The sequence below is a fragment of the Streptomyces sp. NPDC048278 genome, assembly GCF_040652195.1.
In the GTDB taxonomy this organism is placed as follows: domain Bacteria; phylum Actinomycetota; class Actinomycetes; order Streptomycetales; family Streptomycetaceae; genus Streptomyces.
The window spans coordinates 39,508-58,835 of sequence record NZ_JBEZLP010000014.1 but is presented as its reverse complement, the minus strand read 5'-3'; the positions used below and the strand labels follow the sequence as shown (position 1 = coordinate 58,835).

General features: G+C 70.8%; 16 protein-coding genes. 5 read left to right on the top strand and 11 right to left on the bottom strand.

The window, feature by feature from the left end; translation table 11 throughout:
- The first annotated feature begins 4 nt into the window (after positions 1-4).
- Together AB0D74_RS24490 and nuoN are read left to right on the top strand one after the other, a co-directional pair.
- Positions 5-1,576: an NADH-quinone oxidoreductase subunit M gene (locus tag AB0D74_RS24490; RefSeq protein ID WP_362590723.1), complete on the top strand. Its 1,572-nt coding sequence runs from the start codon at positions 5-7 to the stop codon at positions 1,574-1,576.
- Positions 1,573-3,222, top strand: coding sequence for an NADH-quinone oxidoreductase subunit NuoN (gene nuoN / locus AB0D74_RS24485; RefSeq protein WP_362590720.1), 1,650 nt, complete (start codon positions 1,573-1,575; stop codon positions 3,220-3,222). The genes AB0D74_RS24490 and nuoN overlap by 4 nt, the downstream gene beginning before the upstream one ends.
- Before the next feature lie 71 nt (positions 3,223-3,293).
- Here nuoN and AB0D74_RS24480 read toward each other — a convergent pair whose 3' ends face one another.
- Positions 3,294-3,821 (bottom strand): hypothetical protein, encoded by a 528-nt coding sequence (locus AB0D74_RS24480; protein ID WP_362590717.1) that lies wholly within the window; start codon positions 3,819-3,821, stop codon positions 3,294-3,296.
- Between the two features lie 307 nt (positions 3,822-4,128).
- On the opposite strand from AB0D74_RS24480, the gene recQ reads away from it, so the two are divergent.
- Positions 4,129-6,123: a DNA helicase RecQ gene (gene recQ / locus AB0D74_RS24475; protein WP_362591202.1), complete on the top strand. Its 1,995-nt coding sequence runs from the start codon at positions 4,129-4,131 to the stop codon at positions 6,121-6,123.
- A 32-nt stretch (positions 6,124-6,155) separates the two neighbouring features.
- On the opposite strand, the gene AB0D74_RS24470 is transcribed toward recQ, so the two are convergent.
- The 9 genes from AB0D74_RS24470 to fahA all read right to left on the bottom strand — a co-directional run bounded on the left by AB0D74_RS24470 (position 6,156) and on the right by fahA (position 16,333).
- On the bottom strand, positions 6,156-8,915 hold the full coding sequence (locus tag AB0D74_RS24470) for a fumarate reductase/succinate dehydrogenase flavoprotein subunit (protein WP_362590714.1): 2,760 nt from the start codon (positions 8,913-8,915) through the stop codon (positions 6,156-6,158).
- Between the two features lie 11 nt (positions 8,916-8,926).
- The gene (locus AB0D74_RS24465; protein ID WP_362590711.1) at positions 8,927-9,715 is read right to left on the bottom strand and encodes an ABC transporter ATP-binding protein; all 789 of its coding nucleotides are present in this window, start codon (positions 9,713-9,715) and stop codon (positions 8,927-8,929) included.
- Positions 9,699-10,610 (bottom strand): ABC transporter permease, encoded by a 912-nt coding sequence (locus AB0D74_RS24460; RefSeq protein WP_362590708.1) that lies wholly within the window; start codon positions 10,608-10,610, stop codon positions 9,699-9,701. Before AB0D74_RS24460 ends, AB0D74_RS24465 begins: the two co-directional genes overlap by 17 nt.
- Entirely contained in the window at positions 10,607-11,953 is a 1,347-nt protein-coding gene (locus tag AB0D74_RS24455; RefSeq protein ID WP_362590705.1) for an ABC transporter substrate-binding protein, read from the bottom strand. Before AB0D74_RS24455 ends, AB0D74_RS24460 begins: the two co-directional genes overlap by 4 nt.
- A 16-nt stretch (positions 11,954-11,969) precedes the next feature.
- A complete protein-coding gene (locus AB0D74_RS24450) occupies positions 11,970-12,197 on the bottom strand; it encodes a ferredoxin family protein (RefSeq protein WP_010986276.1) in 228 nt (75 codons plus the stop codon).
- A 35-nt stretch (positions 12,198-12,232) separates the two neighbouring features.
- Positions 12,233-13,024, bottom strand: coding sequence for a GntR family transcriptional regulator (locus tag AB0D74_RS24445; protein ID WP_362590702.1), 792 nt, complete (start codon positions 13,022-13,024; stop codon positions 12,233-12,235).
- A 172-nt stretch (positions 13,025-13,196) separates the two neighbouring features.
- Positions 13,197-13,844: a tetratricopeptide repeat protein gene (locus tag AB0D74_RS24440; protein ID WP_362590699.1), complete on the bottom strand. Its 648-nt coding sequence runs from the start codon at positions 13,842-13,844 to the stop codon at positions 13,197-13,199.
- A gap of 92 nt (positions 13,845-13,936) precedes the next feature.
- The gene (locus tag AB0D74_RS24435) at positions 13,937-14,875 is read right to left on the bottom strand and encodes a M56 family metallopeptidase (RefSeq protein ID WP_362590696.1); all 939 of its coding nucleotides are present in this window, start codon (positions 14,873-14,875) and stop codon (positions 13,937-13,939) included.
- Positions 14,876-15,121: 246 nt separating this feature from the next.
- A complete protein-coding gene (gene fahA / locus AB0D74_RS24430) occupies positions 15,122-16,333 on the bottom strand; it encodes a fumarylacetoacetase (protein WP_362591199.1) in 1,212 nt (403 codons plus the stop codon).
- Positions 16,334-16,589: 256 nt separating this feature from the next.
- Between fahA and AB0D74_RS24425 the strand changes: the two genes are divergently transcribed.
- Entirely contained in the window at positions 16,590-17,855 is a 1,266-nt protein-coding gene (locus AB0D74_RS24425) for an ATP-grasp domain-containing protein (RefSeq protein ID WP_362590693.1), read from the top strand.
- A gap of 132 nt (positions 17,856-17,987) precedes the next feature.
- Entirely contained in the window at positions 17,988-18,794 is an 807-nt protein-coding gene (locus AB0D74_RS24420) for an HAD family hydrolase (protein ID WP_362590690.1), read from the top strand.
- A 45-nt stretch (positions 18,795-18,839) separates the two neighbouring features.
- On the opposite strand, the gene AB0D74_RS24415 is transcribed toward AB0D74_RS24420, so the two are convergent.
- Positions 18,840-19,328, bottom strand: coding sequence for a transglycosylase SLT domain-containing protein (locus AB0D74_RS24415; RefSeq protein WP_362590687.1), 489 nt, complete (start codon positions 19,326-19,328; stop codon positions 18,840-18,842).

Sequence of the window (19,328 nt, the reverse complement as noted above, 5' to 3'; positions counted from 1 at the left end):
ACCGATGTCCTTCCCCCTGCTGACAGCGACGGCGGTCCTCCCGGCCGTCGGCGCGGTCGCCACGGCCGCCGTACCGGCCGCCCGGCGCACCGCCGCGAAATGGCTCGCGCTGCTGGTCTCGCTCGCCACCCTCGTCCTGGCGATCATCGTCATGGTCCGCTTCGACCCCGGCGGTGCCCGCTACCAGCTCACCGAATCCCACGCCTGGATCAGCGACTTCGGCGTCCGCTACGAACTGGGCGTCGACGGCATCGCGGTCGCCCTGCTCGCCCTGACCGCCCTGCTGATCCCGTTCATCATCCTGGCCGGCTGGCACGACGCCGACCCGCTGGAGACCGGCAGCAAGCGGTGGCGGCCCACCCAGGGCTTCTTCGCCCTGATCCTGGCCGTCGAGGCGATGGTGATCATCTCCTTCGAGGCCACCGACGTCTTCCTCTTCTACATCTTCTTCGAAGCCATGCTCATCCCGATGTACTTCCTCATCGGCGGCTTCGGGGACCGCGCCCACGCCCAGGGCGAGGAGGCCGCGTCCACGCAGCGGTCGTACGCCGCGGTGAAGTTCCTCCTCTACAACCTGGTCGGCGGCCTGATCATGCTGGCCGCGGTGATCGGCCTGTACACGGTCTCCGGGAACTTCTCCCTCGCGGAGATCGCGCAGGCCCGCGCCAACGGCACCCTGCACATGGCCACCAGCACCGAACGCTGGCTGTTCCTCGGCTTCTTCTTCGCCTTCGCGGTGAAGGCGCCGCTGTGGCCGCTGCACACCTGGCTGCCCAACGCCATGCAGGAGTCCACCGCCCCCGTCGCCGTCCTCATCACCGCGGTCGTCGACAAGGTGGGCACGTTCGCGATGCTCCGCTTCTGCCTCCAGCTCTTCCCGGAGGCGTCGAAGTGGGCGACGCCCACCATCCTGGTGCTCGCCGTGATCAGCATCATCTACGGCGCCCTGCTCGCCGTCGGACAGCGCGACATCAAGCGGCTGGTGGCCTACGCGTCCATCTCGCACTTCGGGTTCATCATCCTGGGCATCTTCGCGATGACCAGCCAGGGCCAGTCCGGTGCCACCCTCTACATGGTCAACCACGGCATCTCGACCGCCGCGCTGATGCTGGTCGCCGGCTTCCTGATCTCCCGGCGCGGCTCCCGGCTCATCGCCGACTACGGCGGCGTGCAGAAGGTCGCCCCGGTCCTCGCCGGCACCTTCCTGATCGGCAGCCTGGCCACCCTGTCGCTGCCCGGCCTCGCGCCCTTCGTGAGCGAGTTCCTGGTTCTGGTCGGCACGTTCACGCGCTACCCGGCGATCGGCATCATCGCCACCTTCGGCATCGTCCTCGCCGCGCTCTACACCCTCGTCCTCTACCAGCGGACGATGACGGGCCCGGTGAAACCGGCAGTAGCCACGATGCCCGACCTGAAGGCACGCGAACTCCTCGTGGTGGCCCCGCTGATCGTCCTGCTGATCTTCCTGGGCGTCTATCCGAAGCCCGTCACGGACATCGTCAACCCGGCGGTCAAGCAGACCATGTCGGACGTACACAAGACCGACCCGAAGCCCGCAGTGGAGGCGGCCAAGTGAGCGCAGCAGCCGTCCACAGCCTGTGGACAACCGCAGCCGAGCCGATCTCGAAGATCCCGGCTCCGAAGATCGAGTACGGGCAGCTGTCACCCACCCTCATCGTCGTCGGCGCGGCGATCGTCGGGGTGCTGGTCGAGGCGTTCGTCCCGCGCAAGTCCCGTTACTACGCCCAGGTGTTCGTCTCTGCCGTCGCCCTGTGCGCCGCGTTCGCCGCGGTCGTCGCCCTGGCCGCCGACGGATACGGCACCACCAAGGCGCACATCGCCGCCATGGGCGCCATCGCCGTCGACGGACCGTCCCTGTTCCTCCAGGGCACGATCCTGCTCGCCGGACTCGTCGGCCTGTTCACCTTCGCCGAACGCCGCCTCGACCCCGAGGCCCACGGCAACCGCGTCGACTCCTTCGCCGCCCAGGCCGCCGCCGTCCCCGGCAGCGACACCGAGAAGGCCGCCGTCAAGGCCGGGTTCACCACCACCGAGGTCTTCCCGCTCCTGCTCTTCGCCGTCGCCGGCATGCTGGTGTTCCCCTCGGCCAACGACCTGCTGACGCTCTTCGTGGCCCTGGAGGTCTTCTCCCTCCCGCTCTACCTGCTGTGCGCCCTGGCCCGCCGCAAGCGCCTCATGTCACAGGAAGCCGCCGTCAAGTACTTCCTGCTCGGCGCGTTCGCCTCCGCGTTCACCCTGTTCGGCATCGCCCTGCTCTACGGCTACGCCGGCTCGGTGTCCTATGCCACCATCGCCCAGGTCGTCGACGGCACCGTCACCAACGTCGACCCGGCCCTCGCCGACACCATGGGCAACGACGCGCTGCTCCTCATCGGCACCGCCATGGTCGTCATGGGCCTGCTCTTCAAGGTCGGCGCCGTCCCCTTCCACATGTGGACACCCGACGTCTACCAGGGCGCGCCCACCCCGGTCACCGGCTTCATGGCCGCCGCCACCAAGGTCGCCGCCTTCGGCGCCCTGCTGCGCCTCCTGTACGTCGTCCTGCCCGGCATGCGCTGGGACTGGCGGCCGGTCATGTGGGGCGTCGCGATCATCACCATGCTGGGCGGCGCGATCGTCGCGATCACCCAGACCGACATCAAACGGCTCCTCGCCTACTCGTCGATCGCACACGCCGGATTCATCCTCGCCGGTGTCATCGCGACCTCGAAGGACGGCGTGTCGTCCGTCCTCTTCTACCTGGCCGCCTACTCCTTCGTGACCATCGGAGCGTTCGCCGTGGTCACCCTGGTGCGCGACGCGGGCGGCGAGGCCACCCACCTGTCCAAGTGGGCGGGGCTCGGCCGCCGCTCACCCCTCGTGGCAGCCGTCTTCGCCGTCTTCCTGCTGGCCTTCGCGGGCATCCCGCTGACCTCCGGCTTCGCCGGGAAGTTCGCCGTGTTCAAGGCGGCGGCCGAGGGCGGAGCGGTCCCGCTCGTCGTGATCGGTGTGATCTCGTCCGCGATCGCCGCGTTCTTCTACATCCGCGTGATCGTCCTGATGTTCTTCAGCGAGCCGAGGCCCGAGGGGCCCACGGTCGCCGTGCCGTCACCGCTCACCATGGCGGCGATCGGCCTCGGCGTCGCCGTCACCCTGGTGCTCGGTGTCGCACCGCAGTACTTCCTGAACCTGGCGAGCCAGGCCGGAGTGTTCGTGCGCTGAGCCATCCCGCACGGCCCCGGGCCCCGGTTCCCGTACAGGAGCCGGGGCCCACGCGCGCGTGCGACCCAGGACTACGGGCACGTCACCGTGGGGTTCCACGGCGCGAACAGGCCACTCGGATTGTCCTTCCAGATCCACGCGCGCAACGTGTACACCGGCCCCGTGACACCGGGAACCGTCGCCGGCTGGAACTGCTGCCCGAACAACGCCGGCGCGGTGGTCCCGCTGCCGGCCCGCACGATCCACTCCACCGCGACCAGGGCACGGTTGCCGTCGGCGTCGGTCTCGTAGAGGAGACCCGCGGGCTCGGCCGGGTCCAGACTGCCGACGGCGGACGCCTTGACGTAGTGGTAGCCCGCGCCTCCCTGCCCGCCCTGGCCGTCCTTGTCACAGGTGCCGGTCCCGGCGCGGGCGTACCCGTCCGTGACCGCGAACGGCTCGTACTGGTAGTCCGCCGTCGCCGTGTACGTCGGGGTCAGATCCGTCCACGCGAACGGGTCGGGATCGGGCACGGGAGCCGCGTCGGCGGGAACCGCGGCCAGAGCGAACGGCACAGCCAGCGCCAGCGCGGCGCCGGCGGTGCGGGACCTGAGAGACATCCTGATGCTCCTTGGGGCGGAAGAGGCACGCGAACGCGGCGCCTCCGTACGACGCGGGCCTCCCCGGTCCCGCCCGTGCAGCATCGCCCGCACCGCTTCCCGGCCGCCACGCGGAGACCGCCAAAGGGCTGAGGACAGGACCGAGGACACCGCCCGACGGGGGAACCCCGCACCGGAACCCCTCTCCCGGGCGGCGGGCCTGTGGATAACTCCGGCGCTGTCGGTCCGGACCCCTATCGTGGAGGCAGTGGTCGAAGGACGACGTACGGGGGACACGACGATGGGCGGGACGGGCGGGACCGACGAGATGCCAGGGACGACCGAGACGCCGGGGGCGCCACAGGCGCACGGCCCGGCGGACAGCGAGGCACTGGCCACGCTGCACCGGGTCTTCGGGTACGACGCCTTCCGGGGCGAGCAGGAAGCGATCATCGAGCATGTGGTGGCGGGCGGCGACGCCGTCGTCCTCATGCCCACCGGCGGCGGAAAATCACTGTGCTACCAGATCCCCGCCCTGGTCAGACCGGGTACGGGCATCGTGGTCTCACCACTCATCGCCCTCATGCAGGACCAGGTGGACGCCCTGCGCGCCCTCGGCGTCAACGCAGGGTTCATCAACTCCACCCAGGACTTCGACGAGCGGCGCGTCGTCGAAGCGCAGTTCCTCGCGGGCGAGCTCGACCTGCTCTACCTCGCCCCCGAGCGGCTCCGCCTGGACTCCACCCTCGACCTGCTCGGCCGCGGCAAGATCGCCGTCTTCGCCATCGACGAGGCGCACTGCGTGTCCCAGTGGGGCCACGACTTCCGCCCCGACTACCTCAGCCTCTCCCTGCTCGGGGAACGCTGGCCCGACGTGCCGCGCATCGCGCTCACGGCCACCGCCACCCACGCCACCCACCAGGAGATCACCGAGCGGCTGCACATGCCGACGGCCCGGCACTTCGTGGCCAGCTTCGACCGGCCCAACATCCAGTACCGGATCGTCCCCAAGGCCGACCCCAAGAAGCAGCTCCTCACCTTCCTCCGCCAGGAACACGAGGGCGACGCGGGCATCGTCTACTGCCTCTCCCGCAAGTCCGTCGAGACGACGGCCGAATTCCTGTCCCGCAACGGCGTCGACGCCGTGCCCTACCATGCCGGCCTCGACGCGGGCACCCGCGCCGCCCACCAGTCCCGCTTCCTGCGCGAGGACGGCCTGGTCGTCGTCGCCACCATCGCCTTCGGCATGGGTATCGACAAACCCGACGTCCGGTTCGTCGCCCACCTCGACCTGCCCAAGTCCGTCGAGGGCTACTACCAGGAGACCGGCCGCGCCGGCCGCGACAGCCTCCCCTCCACCGCCTGGATGGCCTACGGCCTCAACGACGTCATACAACAGCGCAAGCTCATCCAGTCGGGCGAGGGCGACGAGGCCTTCCGCCGCCGCGCCCAGGCCCACCTCGACTCCATGCTCGCCCTGTGCGAGACCGCCCAGTGCCGCCGCGGGCAGCTCCTCAAGTACTTCGGCCAGGACCCCGACGCCGCGGGCTGCGGCAACTGCGACACCTGCCTCACCCCGCCCGAGACCTGGGACGGCACGGTCGCCGCCCAGAAGGTCCTCTCCACCGTCGTACGACTCCAGCGCGAACGCGGGCAGAAGTTCGGCGCCGTCCAGATCGTCGACATCCTGCTGGGCAAGCGCACCGCCAAGGTCATCCAGTTCGACCACGACCAGCTGTCCGTCTTCGGTATCGGCACCGACCTCGACGAAGGCGAATGGCGCGGCGTCGTCCGGCAGCTGCTCGCCCAGGGACTGCTCGCGGTCGAGGGCGAGTACGGCACGCTGGTGCTCACCGAGGCCAGCGGGACGGTCCTGCGGCGGGAGCGCGAGGTCCCGCTGCGCAAGGAGCCGAAGAAGCCGGCGGTCTCGCGAGCGAACGGAAGCTCCGGCTCCGCGGGTTCCTCCGGCAAGGGCAAGGCCAAGGCAGCCGTGGCAGAGCTGCCCCAGGAACTGCTCCCCGCTTTCGAGGCCCTGCGCGCCTGGCGCGCCGAGCAGGCCCGCGAACAGGGCGTACCCGCCTACGTGATCTTCCACGACGCCACCCTGCGGGAGATCGTCGGCCGGTGGCCCGAGTCCGTCGCCGAACTCGCCACCATCGGCGGGGTCGGCGAGAAGAAGCTCATGACCTACGGCGAGGGCGTCCTCGGCGCGCTGGCCGCCCTGAAGACGCCGCCCGCCCCGGCGCCCGCCGCACCGGAGACCGGGGACGACGACCACTGGCCCGAGATGGACGCGGAGCCGGAACCGGAGGACTGGATATAGGACCCGCGGCGCCGGTCCGGCGAGGGAGGCGCCTACAGCCCCCTCGCCGCATAGGCCCTGACATCCGCGTCCGGGTCGGCCGTCGCCGTGGCCAGAGCCGCGTGGGCCTCCTCGACACCTGAGTGCCGGGTCAGGGCGAGCACGGCAGCCTTACGGACGTCCGCGTTCCGGTCGGCGAGAGACTTCGCGAGGGCCGGCACCGCCACGGCACCGTCGGCGGCCCCCAGTGCCCTGGCGGCACCGACACGCACCTGCCAGGCCGGTTCGGACAGCGCGGCCACGGCGCCCTCGGCCAGGGGCGACGGACAGCCGACGCCCGCCAGGGCCTCGTAGGCCGCACCCCGGACCAGCACATCGGCATCGCCGGCGAGCGCGGTCAGGGCCTCCAGCACACCGCCCTCCGCAGGGGCCGCACCGGCGGCGCCTACGGTCCCGAGCGCCTTCGCCACCGTCACCCGCACCTCACGGGACGGGTCGGCGACGGCACCCGCCAGGGCGTCGGCGGCGTCCACCGAGACCAGGGCCCGCACCGCCTCGATCCGCACCGCCGGATCGGAGTCGGCCAGGAAACCGGCGAACAGACCGGCGCCACCCAGGCGCAGCGCCCGCAGCACGTCCAGCCCCGCCGCCCGCACCAGAGGATCGCTCACACCGAGCGCCTCGACGAGGGCATCACCCAGCGCCGGATCGGACGGAAGCGTCTCGACCAGCTCGCGCAGCGAGGCCGCCGCCACCGCACGGACCCCGGGATCGGGATCGGCCAGCACACCGGCCAGCACCGGCCCGACCCCCGCCGGAGCCGTCTCCGTGAGCACCGAGACGGCGGTACGGCGCACCGAGGCATCGAGATCGGTCAAGTACGGCTCAAGAGCAGCGAGTTCGGGCTCCTCCTCGGCGAGGGCGAGGAGCCCGAGAAGACGGGGTGAGACCGGCTCGGCCCGGTCCGTCTCCACCGGCCGCACGCCGGTGGCCGCCACCGGCCCGGCGGCCACCGGCGGCACGTCCCGGGCACCCGCCGTGGCCACGTCCAGCGGACGCACCTCGCCGATGTACCGGGACGGACCGCCGACCGGGGTGAACTCCTCGACCGGGACCAGATACGGAGCCACGGGACGAGCCGTGAACTCCATCGCACCAGAGGGGGACTTGTGCAGATCGAGATGATGGAACCAGGAAGTGTCGTCACGCTCGGGGTGATCGAGCCGGTCGTGGTAGAGACCCCAACGGGACTCGGTACGGGCCAGGGAGGCACGCGCGGCCATCTCCGCACAGTCGCGGATGAAGCTCACCTCGGCACAGCGCATCAGTTCGTGCGCGGTGCGGGCACCCATGGCGGCGATGTCCTCCCGCATCCGCTCGAAGGACTCCAGAGCGAGGGAGAGCCGCGCCCCGGACTTCGGCGGCGCCACGTAGTCGTTGACGAAACGGCGCAGCTTGTACTCGACCTGGGGCTGCGGTGGGCCGTCCGGATTGCGCAGCGGACGGTAGACCAACTCGTGCGCCTCACGCACCTGGCCCGCCGGCAGCTCCCCCTCGTACACGGAGTACCGGGCGGCGTCCGCACCCGCCAGGTCACCGAAGACGAACGCGCCGATCATGTAGTTGTGCGGGACACAAGCCAGGTCTCCGGCGGCGTACAGCCGGGGGACGGTCGTCCGGGCATGGTCGTCGACTCGGACCCCGGAAGCGGAATGCCCGCCGCACAGTCCGATCTCGGAGATGTGCATCTCGACGTCATGGGTCCGGTAGTCGTGCCCCCGCCCGGAATGGAACGTGCCACGGGTGGGCCGCTCGGTGGAGTGCAGGATGGATTCCAGAGCGGAGACCGACTCCTCGGGAAGGTGGCTCAGCTTCAGGTAGACCGGGCCACGGTCCGAGGCCACCTCGGCGGCGAACTCCGCCATCATCTGTCCCGACCAGTAGTCGGAGTCGACGAACCGCTCACCGTGCCGGTTGACCTGGTAACCCCCGAACGGATTCGCGACGTACGCGCAGGCAGGCCCGTTGTAGTCCTTGATCAGGGGATTGATCTGGAAACACTCGATCCCGGTCAGCTCCGCGCCCGCGTGGTAGGCCATGGCGTAACCGTCACCGGCATTGGTCGGGTTCTCGTACGTCCCGTACAGGTACCCGGAAGCCGGCAGCCCCAGCCGTCCGGCCGCACCCGTCGCGAGAATCACCGCACCCGCGCGGACGGTGACAAAGGCCCCCGTACGGGTGTTGAACCCCGCCGCGCCCACCGCGCGCCCGTCCGCCGTCAGCACCCGAACCGGCATCACCCGGTTCTCGATCCGGATCCGCTCGCGCATCTCACGACGCCGCAACTGCCGGTACAGGACCTTCTTGACATCCTTTCCTTCCGGCATCGGCAGTACGTACGAACCGGAGCGATGCACCTGGCGGACCGCGTACGCGCCATGCTCGTCCTTCTCGAACTTGACCCCGTACGACTCCAGGCGCTGGACCATGGCGAAACCGCGCGTCGCCGTCTGCCGGACCGTGGACTGGTCGACGATCCCGTCGTTGGCACGGGTGATCTCCGCGACGTAGTCGTCGGGCTCGGCACGGCCCGGGACGACCGCGTTGTTGACGCCGTCCATGCCCATGGCGAGCGCCCCGGAGTGACGGACGTGGGCCTTCTCCAGGAGCAGCACGTTCGCACCGTGCTCGGCGGCGGTCAGAGCGGCCATGGTGCCGGCGGTGCCGCCGCCGACGACAAGGACGTCGCAGGTCAGCTCCTCGGCGTCGGCGACGGCGGGAATCTCCAGGGAAGTGGAGGCGAGGGTGGTCACCGGGATGCCTTTCAGATGCCGAGCGAGGAGAGGACGGTACGGCGCAGGGCCACACGGGCCGGGTCGTCGAGGGCGCCGCGCTCACGCGGACGCGGAACGTCCCGCACAGACGCCACCCGGCCGGCGGCGAGCAGGGCCACCCGGTCACCGAGGAACAGCGCCTCGTCCACGTCATGGGTGACGAAGACAACGGTCGCACCCGTGCCGGCCAGCACCTCCACCAGCAGGTTCTGCATGCCGGCACGGGTCTGGGCGTCCAGCGCCCCGAACGGCTCGTCCATCAGCACGGCACGCGGCGAACCGGCCAGCGCACGGGCCAGCTGCGCCCGCTGGCGCTGCCCACCGGACACCCGGTGCGGCAACTGCCCCGACTGCGCGGCCAGCCCTACCCGGCCCAGCCACGACTCCGCCGCGGCACGACGCTCGGAACGGGCGACACCCTTGATGGCGAGCGGCAGTTCGACATTGCCGCGCAACGTGCGCCAGGGCAGCAACGCATCCTCCTGGAAGACCAGCGCCCGGTCGGCCGACGGCCCCGTCAACACCGTGCCGTCCTGTGACACCGACCCGGCCAGCGGGGACAGCAGCCCCGCCAACGTCCGCAGCAACGTCGATTTGCCGCACCCCGACGGCCCGACCACCGTGAGGATCTCCCCGGGCCGGACATCCAGCGACACATCGTGCAGCACCGGGGCGTCAGGACGGCCGAGCACGGCCGCACCCAACGCCAGCCGGGCCCCACGTGCGGCCTCCGACACCGGAACGACCGCCGGTGCCGCCACCTCAGACGAAGTGCTCATCGCGCGCCTCCTGGCCGCTGTCGCCGCCCTGCTGCTGGGTGTCGGACTGCTTCTGGGACTCGTCGTCGGCCTGCACTGCGACCGCAGCGGCGACGACGGCGGGTACCGCGGCGCGAGGTCGGCCACCGGGGACGTACGACGTACGGGGCAGCCAGCGGGTCAGCCACCGGCCGAGGAGTTCAACGGCCGTCGACGTGACCCAGCCGAGCACACCGATCGTGGCCATCCCGACGAACACCCCCGGGTAGTTGACGACCGTGTAGTCCTGCCAGGTGCGGTAACCGACCCCGTACTGGCCGGAGATCATCTCCGCGGAGATCACACAGATCCACGAAACACCGATCCCGACCGACAGCCCGCCGAAGATGCCCGGCAACGCACCCGGCAGCACGACCGAACCCAGAATCCGCCACCTGCCGCCGCCCATCGTGCACACCGCCTCCTCCCACACCGGAGTGAGGGCACGCACGGCGTGCCGGGTGGAGACCATCACCGGGAAGAAGGCGGCGGTGCAGGTGATGAAGACGATGCCCTGCTCATTGGAGGGAAACAGCAGGATCGCGACGGGTACGAGAGCGATCGCGGGGATCGGCCTGATCACCTCCAGGACCGGGCCGAGCAGATCCTCGGCGACACGCGAGCGGGCCACGAGCACACCCGTCGCCACACCCAGCACGGCCGCCAGAGCGAAACCGGTCAGGATGCGGGTGAGGCTGTCGGTGAGATCCGTCCAGTAGTCGCCGCCGGAGACCCGGTCGGCGAAAGCCCGGGCGACGTCCGCGACCGTCGGGAACTGCGAGAAGCGCAGCCACAGATCGACCTTCAGGCTGGTCAGCAACTGCCACAGCCCTAGGGCGGCGGCCAGCGACGCCACCCGCAGGACATACCGGCTCACGACGCCCGCCGCAGCGCGTCGGCAAAACCGACGACCTGCGCGCCGTCGTGCGCGTCGACGTACGCCTGCGCCGTCGCCTGGGTCACGAACGGCAGCAACTCCTCGCCGTCGGCCACCCACACCGCCTTGTCGGCGAACCAGGGAGTACGGGTGGTGGTGTCGGGGACGTAGGCGGCGCGGATGCCGCCGCCGTGCTGGGCGACGTAGGCAAGCAGTTCCTCGGGGGAGGCGAAGCTGATCGTCTTCTCGCTCCCCTTCGCCCACACCTCGCTCACGGACGCCGGCGGTGCGGCGGCGAGCCGCCTGGCGTAGTCGGCGCTGCCCAGGGCCTTCTTCGCGTACCGGTCGTCGACGAACGAGTCCACGTCGACGTCACCGGTCAGCTTGGCGGCCTTCAGCACTGAAACGTCCTGCTTCAGCGCGGAGACGAGCGCGGGCTTGACGGCGGGGTCGAAGGTGGCGATGCCATGGGCGCCGTTGTAGAGGTAGACGACCTCCGCGGGCAGGCCGGTGGCGTCGGCGACCTTCTCGGCAGCCGTCACGGGATGGGCGTTGAGGTAGTCGGTGGCCTTCGCCTGGGCCTTGAGGAAGGCCTCCAGCACGGCAGGCCGCTGCTGGGCGAAGTCCTCGCGGGCGGTGACGCCGTGGAAGGTGGGAAGGTTCAGCTGCGCGCCGTCGTAGAGCGCCTTCGCCTTGCCCTGGTAGGCGAGCAGGCCCGGCCAGGCCACGAACTGGGAGAGCGCGTCCACGCTGCCCGCCGACAGCGCCGAAGCGCCCACGGCAGGCTGCTGGTTGAGCTTGGAGATGCCCTTGTCCGGGTCGATGCCGGCCCGCTGCAGGGCACGGACGAGGGTGCCGTCCGCGGCGGACCCGATGCTCGTCGAGACCTTCTTGCCCTTCAGGTCCGTCAAGGACGTGAGCTTGGAGTCGGGCGCGGTGACCACGGTGTTGAGGCCGCCGCGGAGGTTGTAGCCCGTGACGGAGACGAGGCGGGTGGGCTGGCCGAGCTGTTTGCCGCGGGCCGCGTTGAGCAGCAGCGGGAAGTCGCCCATCGACCCGATGTCGATCTTCCCGGCCGTCATCTGGGCCGTGATCGGGGCACCGGTGGCGTAGTCCTGCCAGTCGACCTTGTAGGTGTGGCCGTCGTGGAGGGCGTTGAGCTGCTGCTCGAAGTAGCCGAGGGAACGCAGCAGGGTGCCCGCCGTGACGGTGTTGATGGTCTTGGACTGGTAGCCGACGGTGACGGTGACCGTGTTGCCGTCTCCGGCCCGGGCGCTGCCGCCGCAGGCGGAGAGGGACAGCAGGAGGAAGGCTGAGGATGCGGCGGTCGCGATGCGTTTCATGGGAGTTCTGGGCCTCTCACCGGAGCAGATAGGGCATGTTGACCGTCACGGCTCCGGTGGGACAGCGGGCCGCGCACGGGCCGCAGTACCAGCACTCGTCGACGTGCATGTAGGCCTTGCCGTTGCTTTCGTCGATGGCGAGGGAGTCCAGCGGGCACATGTCCACGCAGAGGGTGCAGCCGTCGATGCACTTCGACTCGTCGATGGTCACGGGCACGTCGGCCCGCTGGGGTGCCAAGGGCATGGCTGTCTCCGGGAAACGGGTCGGGCAGGGGGTGGTCAGAGGGAGCGGTGCAGGAGGCCGCTCATGGTGATGCGGTCGCCGCGGAAGCGGATGAACTCCAGGTCGACGGGGCGGCCGTCGGCGAGGTGGGTGAGCCGTTCCAGCATGAGGACGGCCGCACCGCGCGGGGCTTGGAGGACGGCGGCGGAGTGGGCGTCCGCGTTCACGGCCTCCAGGGTGATCTCGGCGTGGCCCAGGGGCTGCCCGGTGATCGACTCCAGGAGCCTGAAGACGTCGTTGTTCTCCAGGTCGGCGCCGAGGAGGGCGGTGCCGATGTCGAGGGGGATGTAGGTGAGGTCGAGCGAGAGGGGGAGCCCGTTCAGGCGGCGCAGGCGTTCGATGTAGAGGACGTCGGCGCCGGGCGGGACGCGGAGGCGTTCGGCGACGGGCGTGGGTGCCGCGGAGGGTCCCATGGTGCGGACCTCGTTGGTGACCTGGCCGTGTTCGCGGAGGGTTTCCGCGAGACCCATCAGGCGGTCAAGGCCGTGGGGGTACTTGCGGGCCACGACCACGGTGCCCACGCCGGGCAGTCGGTCGACGAGCCCTTCCGCCCGCAGCAGGTCCAGGGCCTGGCGGACGGTGTTGCGGGTGGCGCGGTAGTCGTCGGCGACGGTGGACTCGTGCGGGAGGGTGCCGTCCGGGAAGGCGCCGGTGAGGATCTGGTGGCGCAGGAGGTCGGCGAGCTGCCGGGCCTGGTCCGCACGCAGCCGGCGACGCGTCCGGTGGGCGGCGACCGTGGTCGCGGCGCCCTGACCGGAATGGTCTCGGATGCGGTCGGTGGGTGGCATGGCTGGAACCATACCGATGAGGTAGGGAAGGGAGTGTTGCGGCAATGTTGCGCCACTTGAGGCTCTGATCGGCGCGCCGCTGAGCTGGTTCTTTGTCGCGTTGCGGGGGAAGATCTGCCACCAGGAAGCGGTGCTCCGGAGGCCGCGACCGGCGTCTCCCGCCCGTGGGCGGCTACGCGCGCATGGCCGTGCGGGCCTCTTCGACCCACCCCGAGACCGCCTTGGCCCCGCAGCTCCGGGCGACCGCCTCGGCCTCGTCGAGGTGCTGGAGTGCCGTCGGTCGGTCGCCGGTCTCGGCCGCGAGGTAGGCGAGGGCCACCAGGCCCGCCGCTTCCCCGGGCCTGAAGGCGATCTCCCGGCGCAGCGCCACCGACTCGGTCAGCTTCTCGCGGGCCCCGTCGAAGTCGCCCGCGTCCCGGTCGACGAAACCGAGGTGGCGTACCGCGTAGGACATCGTCCTCCGGTCGTCGACGGAGCTCGCCAGCGCGTACGACTGCTCGAAGTACGGTCTGCCGGTGCTGCCCTCGCCCTTCACCACCTGGTGCCAGCAGCCGATCCAGAACAACGCGTCGGCCTCACCCGACGCGTCCGCCAGCCGCCGGTACAACTCGGCCGCATGCTCGAAGAACGCCAGTTCCCGGCTGTTCTCTTCGCGGTCGTCGAGAAAGCGCACGTGCAGTACCTTGCCCCGTGCCAGGGAGAGCCGCGCCTCGACCGCGTCCAGTACGTCGTCGGAACGGTCCAGCGCGGACGTGTCCCCGCCGAACATCGCCGCTTCGAAAAGCTCGCCCGCCTGCACAACCCAGTCCTGCTCCTGCATCCGCAGCCCCCTGACTCTCCCCCGTCGGACGAAGACGGTGCCGAGGCTATCTCCGCGCCCCTGTCGGGAGTCGACCCAATTGTTGGGAGGGGCTAGCCGAGTGCCGTCAGTCCCGGTGCGAACGCGATCAGGAGCGGCAGCAGGGGGACCAGGGCGGCCACCGTCGTCGTCAGGGCCCGCTGGCGGCGCAGCAGCCGTGGTGGCGGCTCCAGCAGGCGGTCGACCCGCTCGCCCAGCAGCCGGCGGCTCGACGCGCAGGACAGGACACCGCGGTGCTGGTTCAGTTCGATCAGGGCCAGTGCGGTGGTGAGGTGGCCGCAGCGGCGGGACGCCGTGTCGTCCGCGGCGAGTTCGACGAGCCGGTGGGTCTGGTCGCAGAAGTGGGAGAAGAGCGGCACGCGCGGGAAACCCGTGGCCAGGGCGCTGGACAGGTGGAGCAGCCAGTCGTGATGGGCGCGCGCGTGGCCGCGTTCGTGGGTGAGCACGGCGTCGAGCTGGTGGTCGGTGAGGCGGTGCAGCGCTCCTGTCGTCACGACCAGCTGCGGCGGATGGCCCGGCATCCACCAGGCGTCCGGGTACTCGTCCTCCAGCACCAGCATCGGTCCGCGTGCCGCGGGCAGCCCCGCCGGCAGTTCGGGTGCCCGCTCACGCAGGTGTGCGCGGGTCCGGTCGCGGCGGCGCCGGGCCTCGACCAGTTCGCGCGCCAGCATCGCCGTCGTCCACGCGGCCCCGGACGCCAGCAGCACCGTGAGAGCGACCGCCCACAGGGGCGCGACGGAGAGGTCGTACGCGGCGGTGACCGCCGGTGGCGCCGGCGCGAACACCCGGTCGCGCACGGTGTGGAAGACGGCCGCCGCGCCCAGGGTCAGCGCGGCCAGGCAGCACATCAGCACGGTGGCGACCAGGCACTGCCACACCCACAGCGCGACCACCGGTTCCCGCTCCGGCCACAGGGACCGCACCAGGGCGCGCGGCGCAGGCACCGCGGCCGTCAGGGCGACGACGGTCAGCAGGAGCAGGCAGACGGTCATGCCGGGGCTCCGTTTCCTGATCGGAGATGTGCGCGGGTGATCCGTGGTGCAGGGGGTGATACGCCGTTGCGTGACATGGTGCGGGCGCCAGCGCGTCACGTGCTGCGTGCGCCGACGCCCCGCACGGTGCGCGTGCGGGCGCATCGCATGGTGCGTGTCCCGTCAGTATGACGGTGCCGGGCGTCCCGAGTCAGGTGACGACGACGATCCGGGCGCGCCCTTCCGTTCCCCGGCCCGGCGTGCTCCTCACCCCGTCACGATCCGCCCGCTGACCTCCCCGAGCCCCACCCGGCTGCCGCCCGGTCCCGGAGCCCATCCCGACATCGTCACCACGTCGCCGTCCTCCAGGTACGTCCGCTTCCCGTCCGGGAGTTCGAGCGGGTCGCGTCCGTTCCAGGTCAGCTCCAGCAGCGACCCGAGTTGTCCGGGCTCCGCGCCGCTCACCGTGCCGGAGCCGTACAGGTCGCCGGTGCGCAGGGAGGCGCCGTTGACCGTGAGGTGGGCGAGTTGCTGGGCGGCGGTCCAGTACATGGTGGAGAACGGCGGCTCGGACACCGTCTGGCCGTTGATCGCGATCGACATCCGCAGGTCGTAGCCGGCGGGTTCCTCCGTGGTGTCGTCGAGGTACGGCAGCAGCGGGTGCGTCCGCCGCGGCGGGGCGATTCGTGCCTCCTCCAGCGCGTCCAGCGGGGTGATCCACGCGGACACCGAGGTCGCGAACGACTTGCCGAGGAACGGGCCGAGCGGGACGTACTCCCAGGCCTGGATGTCCCGCGCCGACCAGTCGTTGAGCAGGCACAGCCCGAACACGTGCTCCCGGAAGTCGCCCAGGACCACCGGGCTGCCCTGCCGCGAGGGCGTGCCGACGACGAAGCCGACCTCGGCCTCGATGTCCAGCCGTGCCGACGGGCCGAACACCGGTGCCGGGTCCGCGGGCGCCTTCCGCTGTCCTGAGGGCCGTACGACGTCCGTCCCGGACACCACGACCGTGCCCGCGCGGCCGTGGTAACCGATCGGCAGGTGCTTCCAGTTGGGGGTGAGCGGTTCGGCGGCGTCGGGGCGGAAGATGCGGCCGGCGTTGCGGGCGTGGTTCTCGGAGGCGTAGAAGTCGACGTAGTCGGCGACCTCGAAGGGGAGGTGCAGGGTCACCTCGGCCAGCGGGCGCAGGAGGGGGGCGAGCGTCTCGCGGTGCGCGGGCACGGTCACCCAGGCGGTCAGGGCGCGCCGCACGTCCGACCAGGCGGTGCGGCCGGCGGCCAGCAGCGGGTTGAGGGTCGGCCGGGCGAGCAGGGTGGCGTACGGGGAGCCGAGGGCGAGGGCCGCGGCGCCGGCGTCGAGGACATGGTCGCCGAGGCGGACGCCGACCCTCCGTTCCGTGCTCTCGGAGGTCGAGAACACGCCATACGGAAGGTTGTTCGGGCCGAAGGGATCACCCTCGGGGACCTCGAAGGGGGGCAAGGGGGGCATGGGGTGACTGCCTCGCTCTCATCCGTGCCGCGCGGGGATTGGCCATGTGGCGACGTCACTATGGCGTTGCGCGGCGTTCCATGTGGTCGCGCCACACGTTACGGGTGAGTTGGCTGTCGTGGCAGTGTCTAAAGAGTTCGCAATGTCCTAATAGCCCTTGTCGGAGGGTGTAATTCCGGCTTAGCGTCCTTTGGGGGACACGGACGGGGTGGATCCGGTCCGTAGAGGGGGACACGTGGGGGGACCCGTGGCCAGGAATGCCGTCAGCGTGCCGTTCGAGGCGGACCGTGACGTGCCGGGCCTGATCGTCAAGTTCGGCGACTATCCGCTGCACCACGGCGGGGTCGGCGCGATTCGCAGTCTGGGCCGCCTGGGCGTTCCCATGTACGCGATCACGGAGGACGCGTACACGCCGGCGGCTTCGTCCCGTTATCTCAAACGGGCGTTCGTATGGCCGACGACGGGCGCCGAGGAACCGGACCGTCTCGTCGAGGGATTACTGCGCATCGGCCGCCGCATCGGCCGTCCGACCGTGCTGATCCCCACCGACGAGGAGGCCGCGGTCCTGATCGCCGAGCACCAGGACGCGCTCGGCGGCCGTTTCCTCTTCCCGCGCGTGGACGCGGAACTGCCCCGCCGGCTGGCGAGCAAACAGGGCCTGCACGAACTGTGCATGGAGCACGGCATCCCGAGCCCGGCCGCCGCCTTCCCCGACTCGTACGACGAGATCGCCGACTTCGCGGAGAAGGCCCGCTTCCCGATCGTCGCCAAGAACCGCGAGGCGTTCGTCCGGCGCAAGCAGCCCGCCGTCAACGGAACGACGCGCATCGCCACCCGGGAGGGGCTGCTCACCCTCGCCCGTGACTGGGGCACCCATCCGGGCGTCATCCTCCAGGAGTACCTCCCGAGGGAGGAGGCCGAGGACTGGATCGTGCACGCCTACTTCGACGCCGACTCCAATCCGCGCGCCCTGTTCACGGGAGTCAAGGTCCGCTCCTGGCCGCCGCACGCCGGCATGACCGCGAACGCGTACGTCGTCGACAACCCGGAACTCGCCGACCTGGCCGCGCGTTTCATCAAGCAGATCGGCTTCACCGGCATCATCGATCTCGACCTGCGCTTCGACCGCCGGGACGGGCAGTACAAGCTGCTCGACTTCAATCCACGCATGGGCGCCCAGTTCCGGCTCTTCGAGAGCGAGTCGGGGGTGGACGTCGTCCGCGCCATGCATCTGGACCTGACCGGGCGCCGCGTTCCGGAGGGGGAGCAGCGCGCCGGCCACCGCTACGTGGTGGAGAACATCGACCTGCCCGCCCTCCTTGCCTACCGCCGCAGCGGCTACACGACACCGCACGCACCGAAGCGGCCGAGCGGGACCGAGCTGGCCTGGCTGGCGGGCGACGATCCGCTGCCGTTCGTCACCATGCTCGCCCGCTTCGTGCGTCCGGGCGCCAAGCACCTCTACCAGCTGTGGCGCACCAACCGCCGCGGCTCCAGTGCCGCCACGAAGTAGGCACAGCCGTCGGGCATCCCGGAAAACAACACGCCCGCCACCGACAGCGGCCCCATCACGGAGGCGGCGGGCGCCACTTGAGGCCGAAACGCACAGTGAGTCCCGGGGCCGCGCTGTCCGTATTCTCTGATCATGGTCGCACCCTCCCCGTACTCACTGATCGCCACCGACCTGGACGGCACGCTGCTGCGCGGCGACGACACCTTCTCGGAACGGTCGCTCGCCGCGCTCGGGCGTGCCGGCCGGGCCGGTGCCCGCCACCTCGTGGTGACCGGCCGTCCTGCCCCGAGAGTGCGCCCGCTCCTCGACGACCTCGGCTGCACGGGACTCGCCGTCTGCGGTCAGGGCGCGCAGGTGTACGACGCCGGGGCGAACCGGCTGCTGTGGTCGGTCACCCTGGACCGGGAGCTGGCCGAGACCGCACTCGGCAAGATCGAGGCCGAGATCGGCCAGGTGTACGCGGCGGTCGACCAGGACGGCGTGGACGGGCTCACGCTCATCGAGCCGGGCTACCTGATGCCCCACCCCACGCTGCCCGCCCTGCGCGTCGCCCGGCGCGACGACCTGTGGTGCGCGCCCATCAGCAAGGTGCTGCTGCGCCACCACACCCTGTCCGACGACGAACTGACGACGACGGCCCGCTCGGTGGTCGGATCGCTCGCGACGGTCACGATGTCGGGGCCGGGGACCGTCGAACTGCAGCCGTGCGGGGTGACCAAGGCGACCGGGCTCGCGCTGGCCGCCGACCGTCTGGGGCTGAGCCCCGAACAGGCCATCGCCTTCGGTGACATGCCCAACGACATCCCGATGTTCGAATGGGCGGCCCACGGGGTGGCGATGGCCAACGCCCACCCCGAACTCAGGGCGGTGGCCGACGAGATCACCACGTCGAACGAGGACGACGGCATCGCCGTCGTCCTCGAAAGACTCTTCGACTGACCTAGGACGGCGAAGGACGTCGAAGGGTCGTCGAACGGACGTCGGTCAGTACGCGCCGTGGACGTTGTCGATCGAGCCGTACCGCGCGGCTGCGTAGTTGCAGGCGGCGGTGATGTTCGCGACCGGGTCGTAGACGTCGAACGACGTGCCGTCCACGTGGTAGGTCTTGAACGTCGGGTCGATCACCTGGAGCAGGCCCTTGGACGGGATGCCCTTGGCCGCGTTGGAGTCCCAGAGGTTGATGGCCTGCGGGTTGCCGGAGGACTCCCGCATCACGTTGCGGTAGATGCCGTTGTAGGTGCCCGGGATGTTCTTCTCCCGCATGATCGCGAGCGACTCGCGGATCCAGCCGTCGAGGTTGTTCGGGTACCCGGCGAGGGTCGTCGAGGCAGTCGTGGTGGAGGAGCCGGCGGCGGACGCGGCCGTCGCCCCGATGAGCGGCAGGGCGAGGACGGCGGCACCGGTGCCGACGACGGCGAGCGTGCGGACGATGCGGTTGCGGCGGGTACGGCGGTGCTGAGCGGCAGCAGGCAT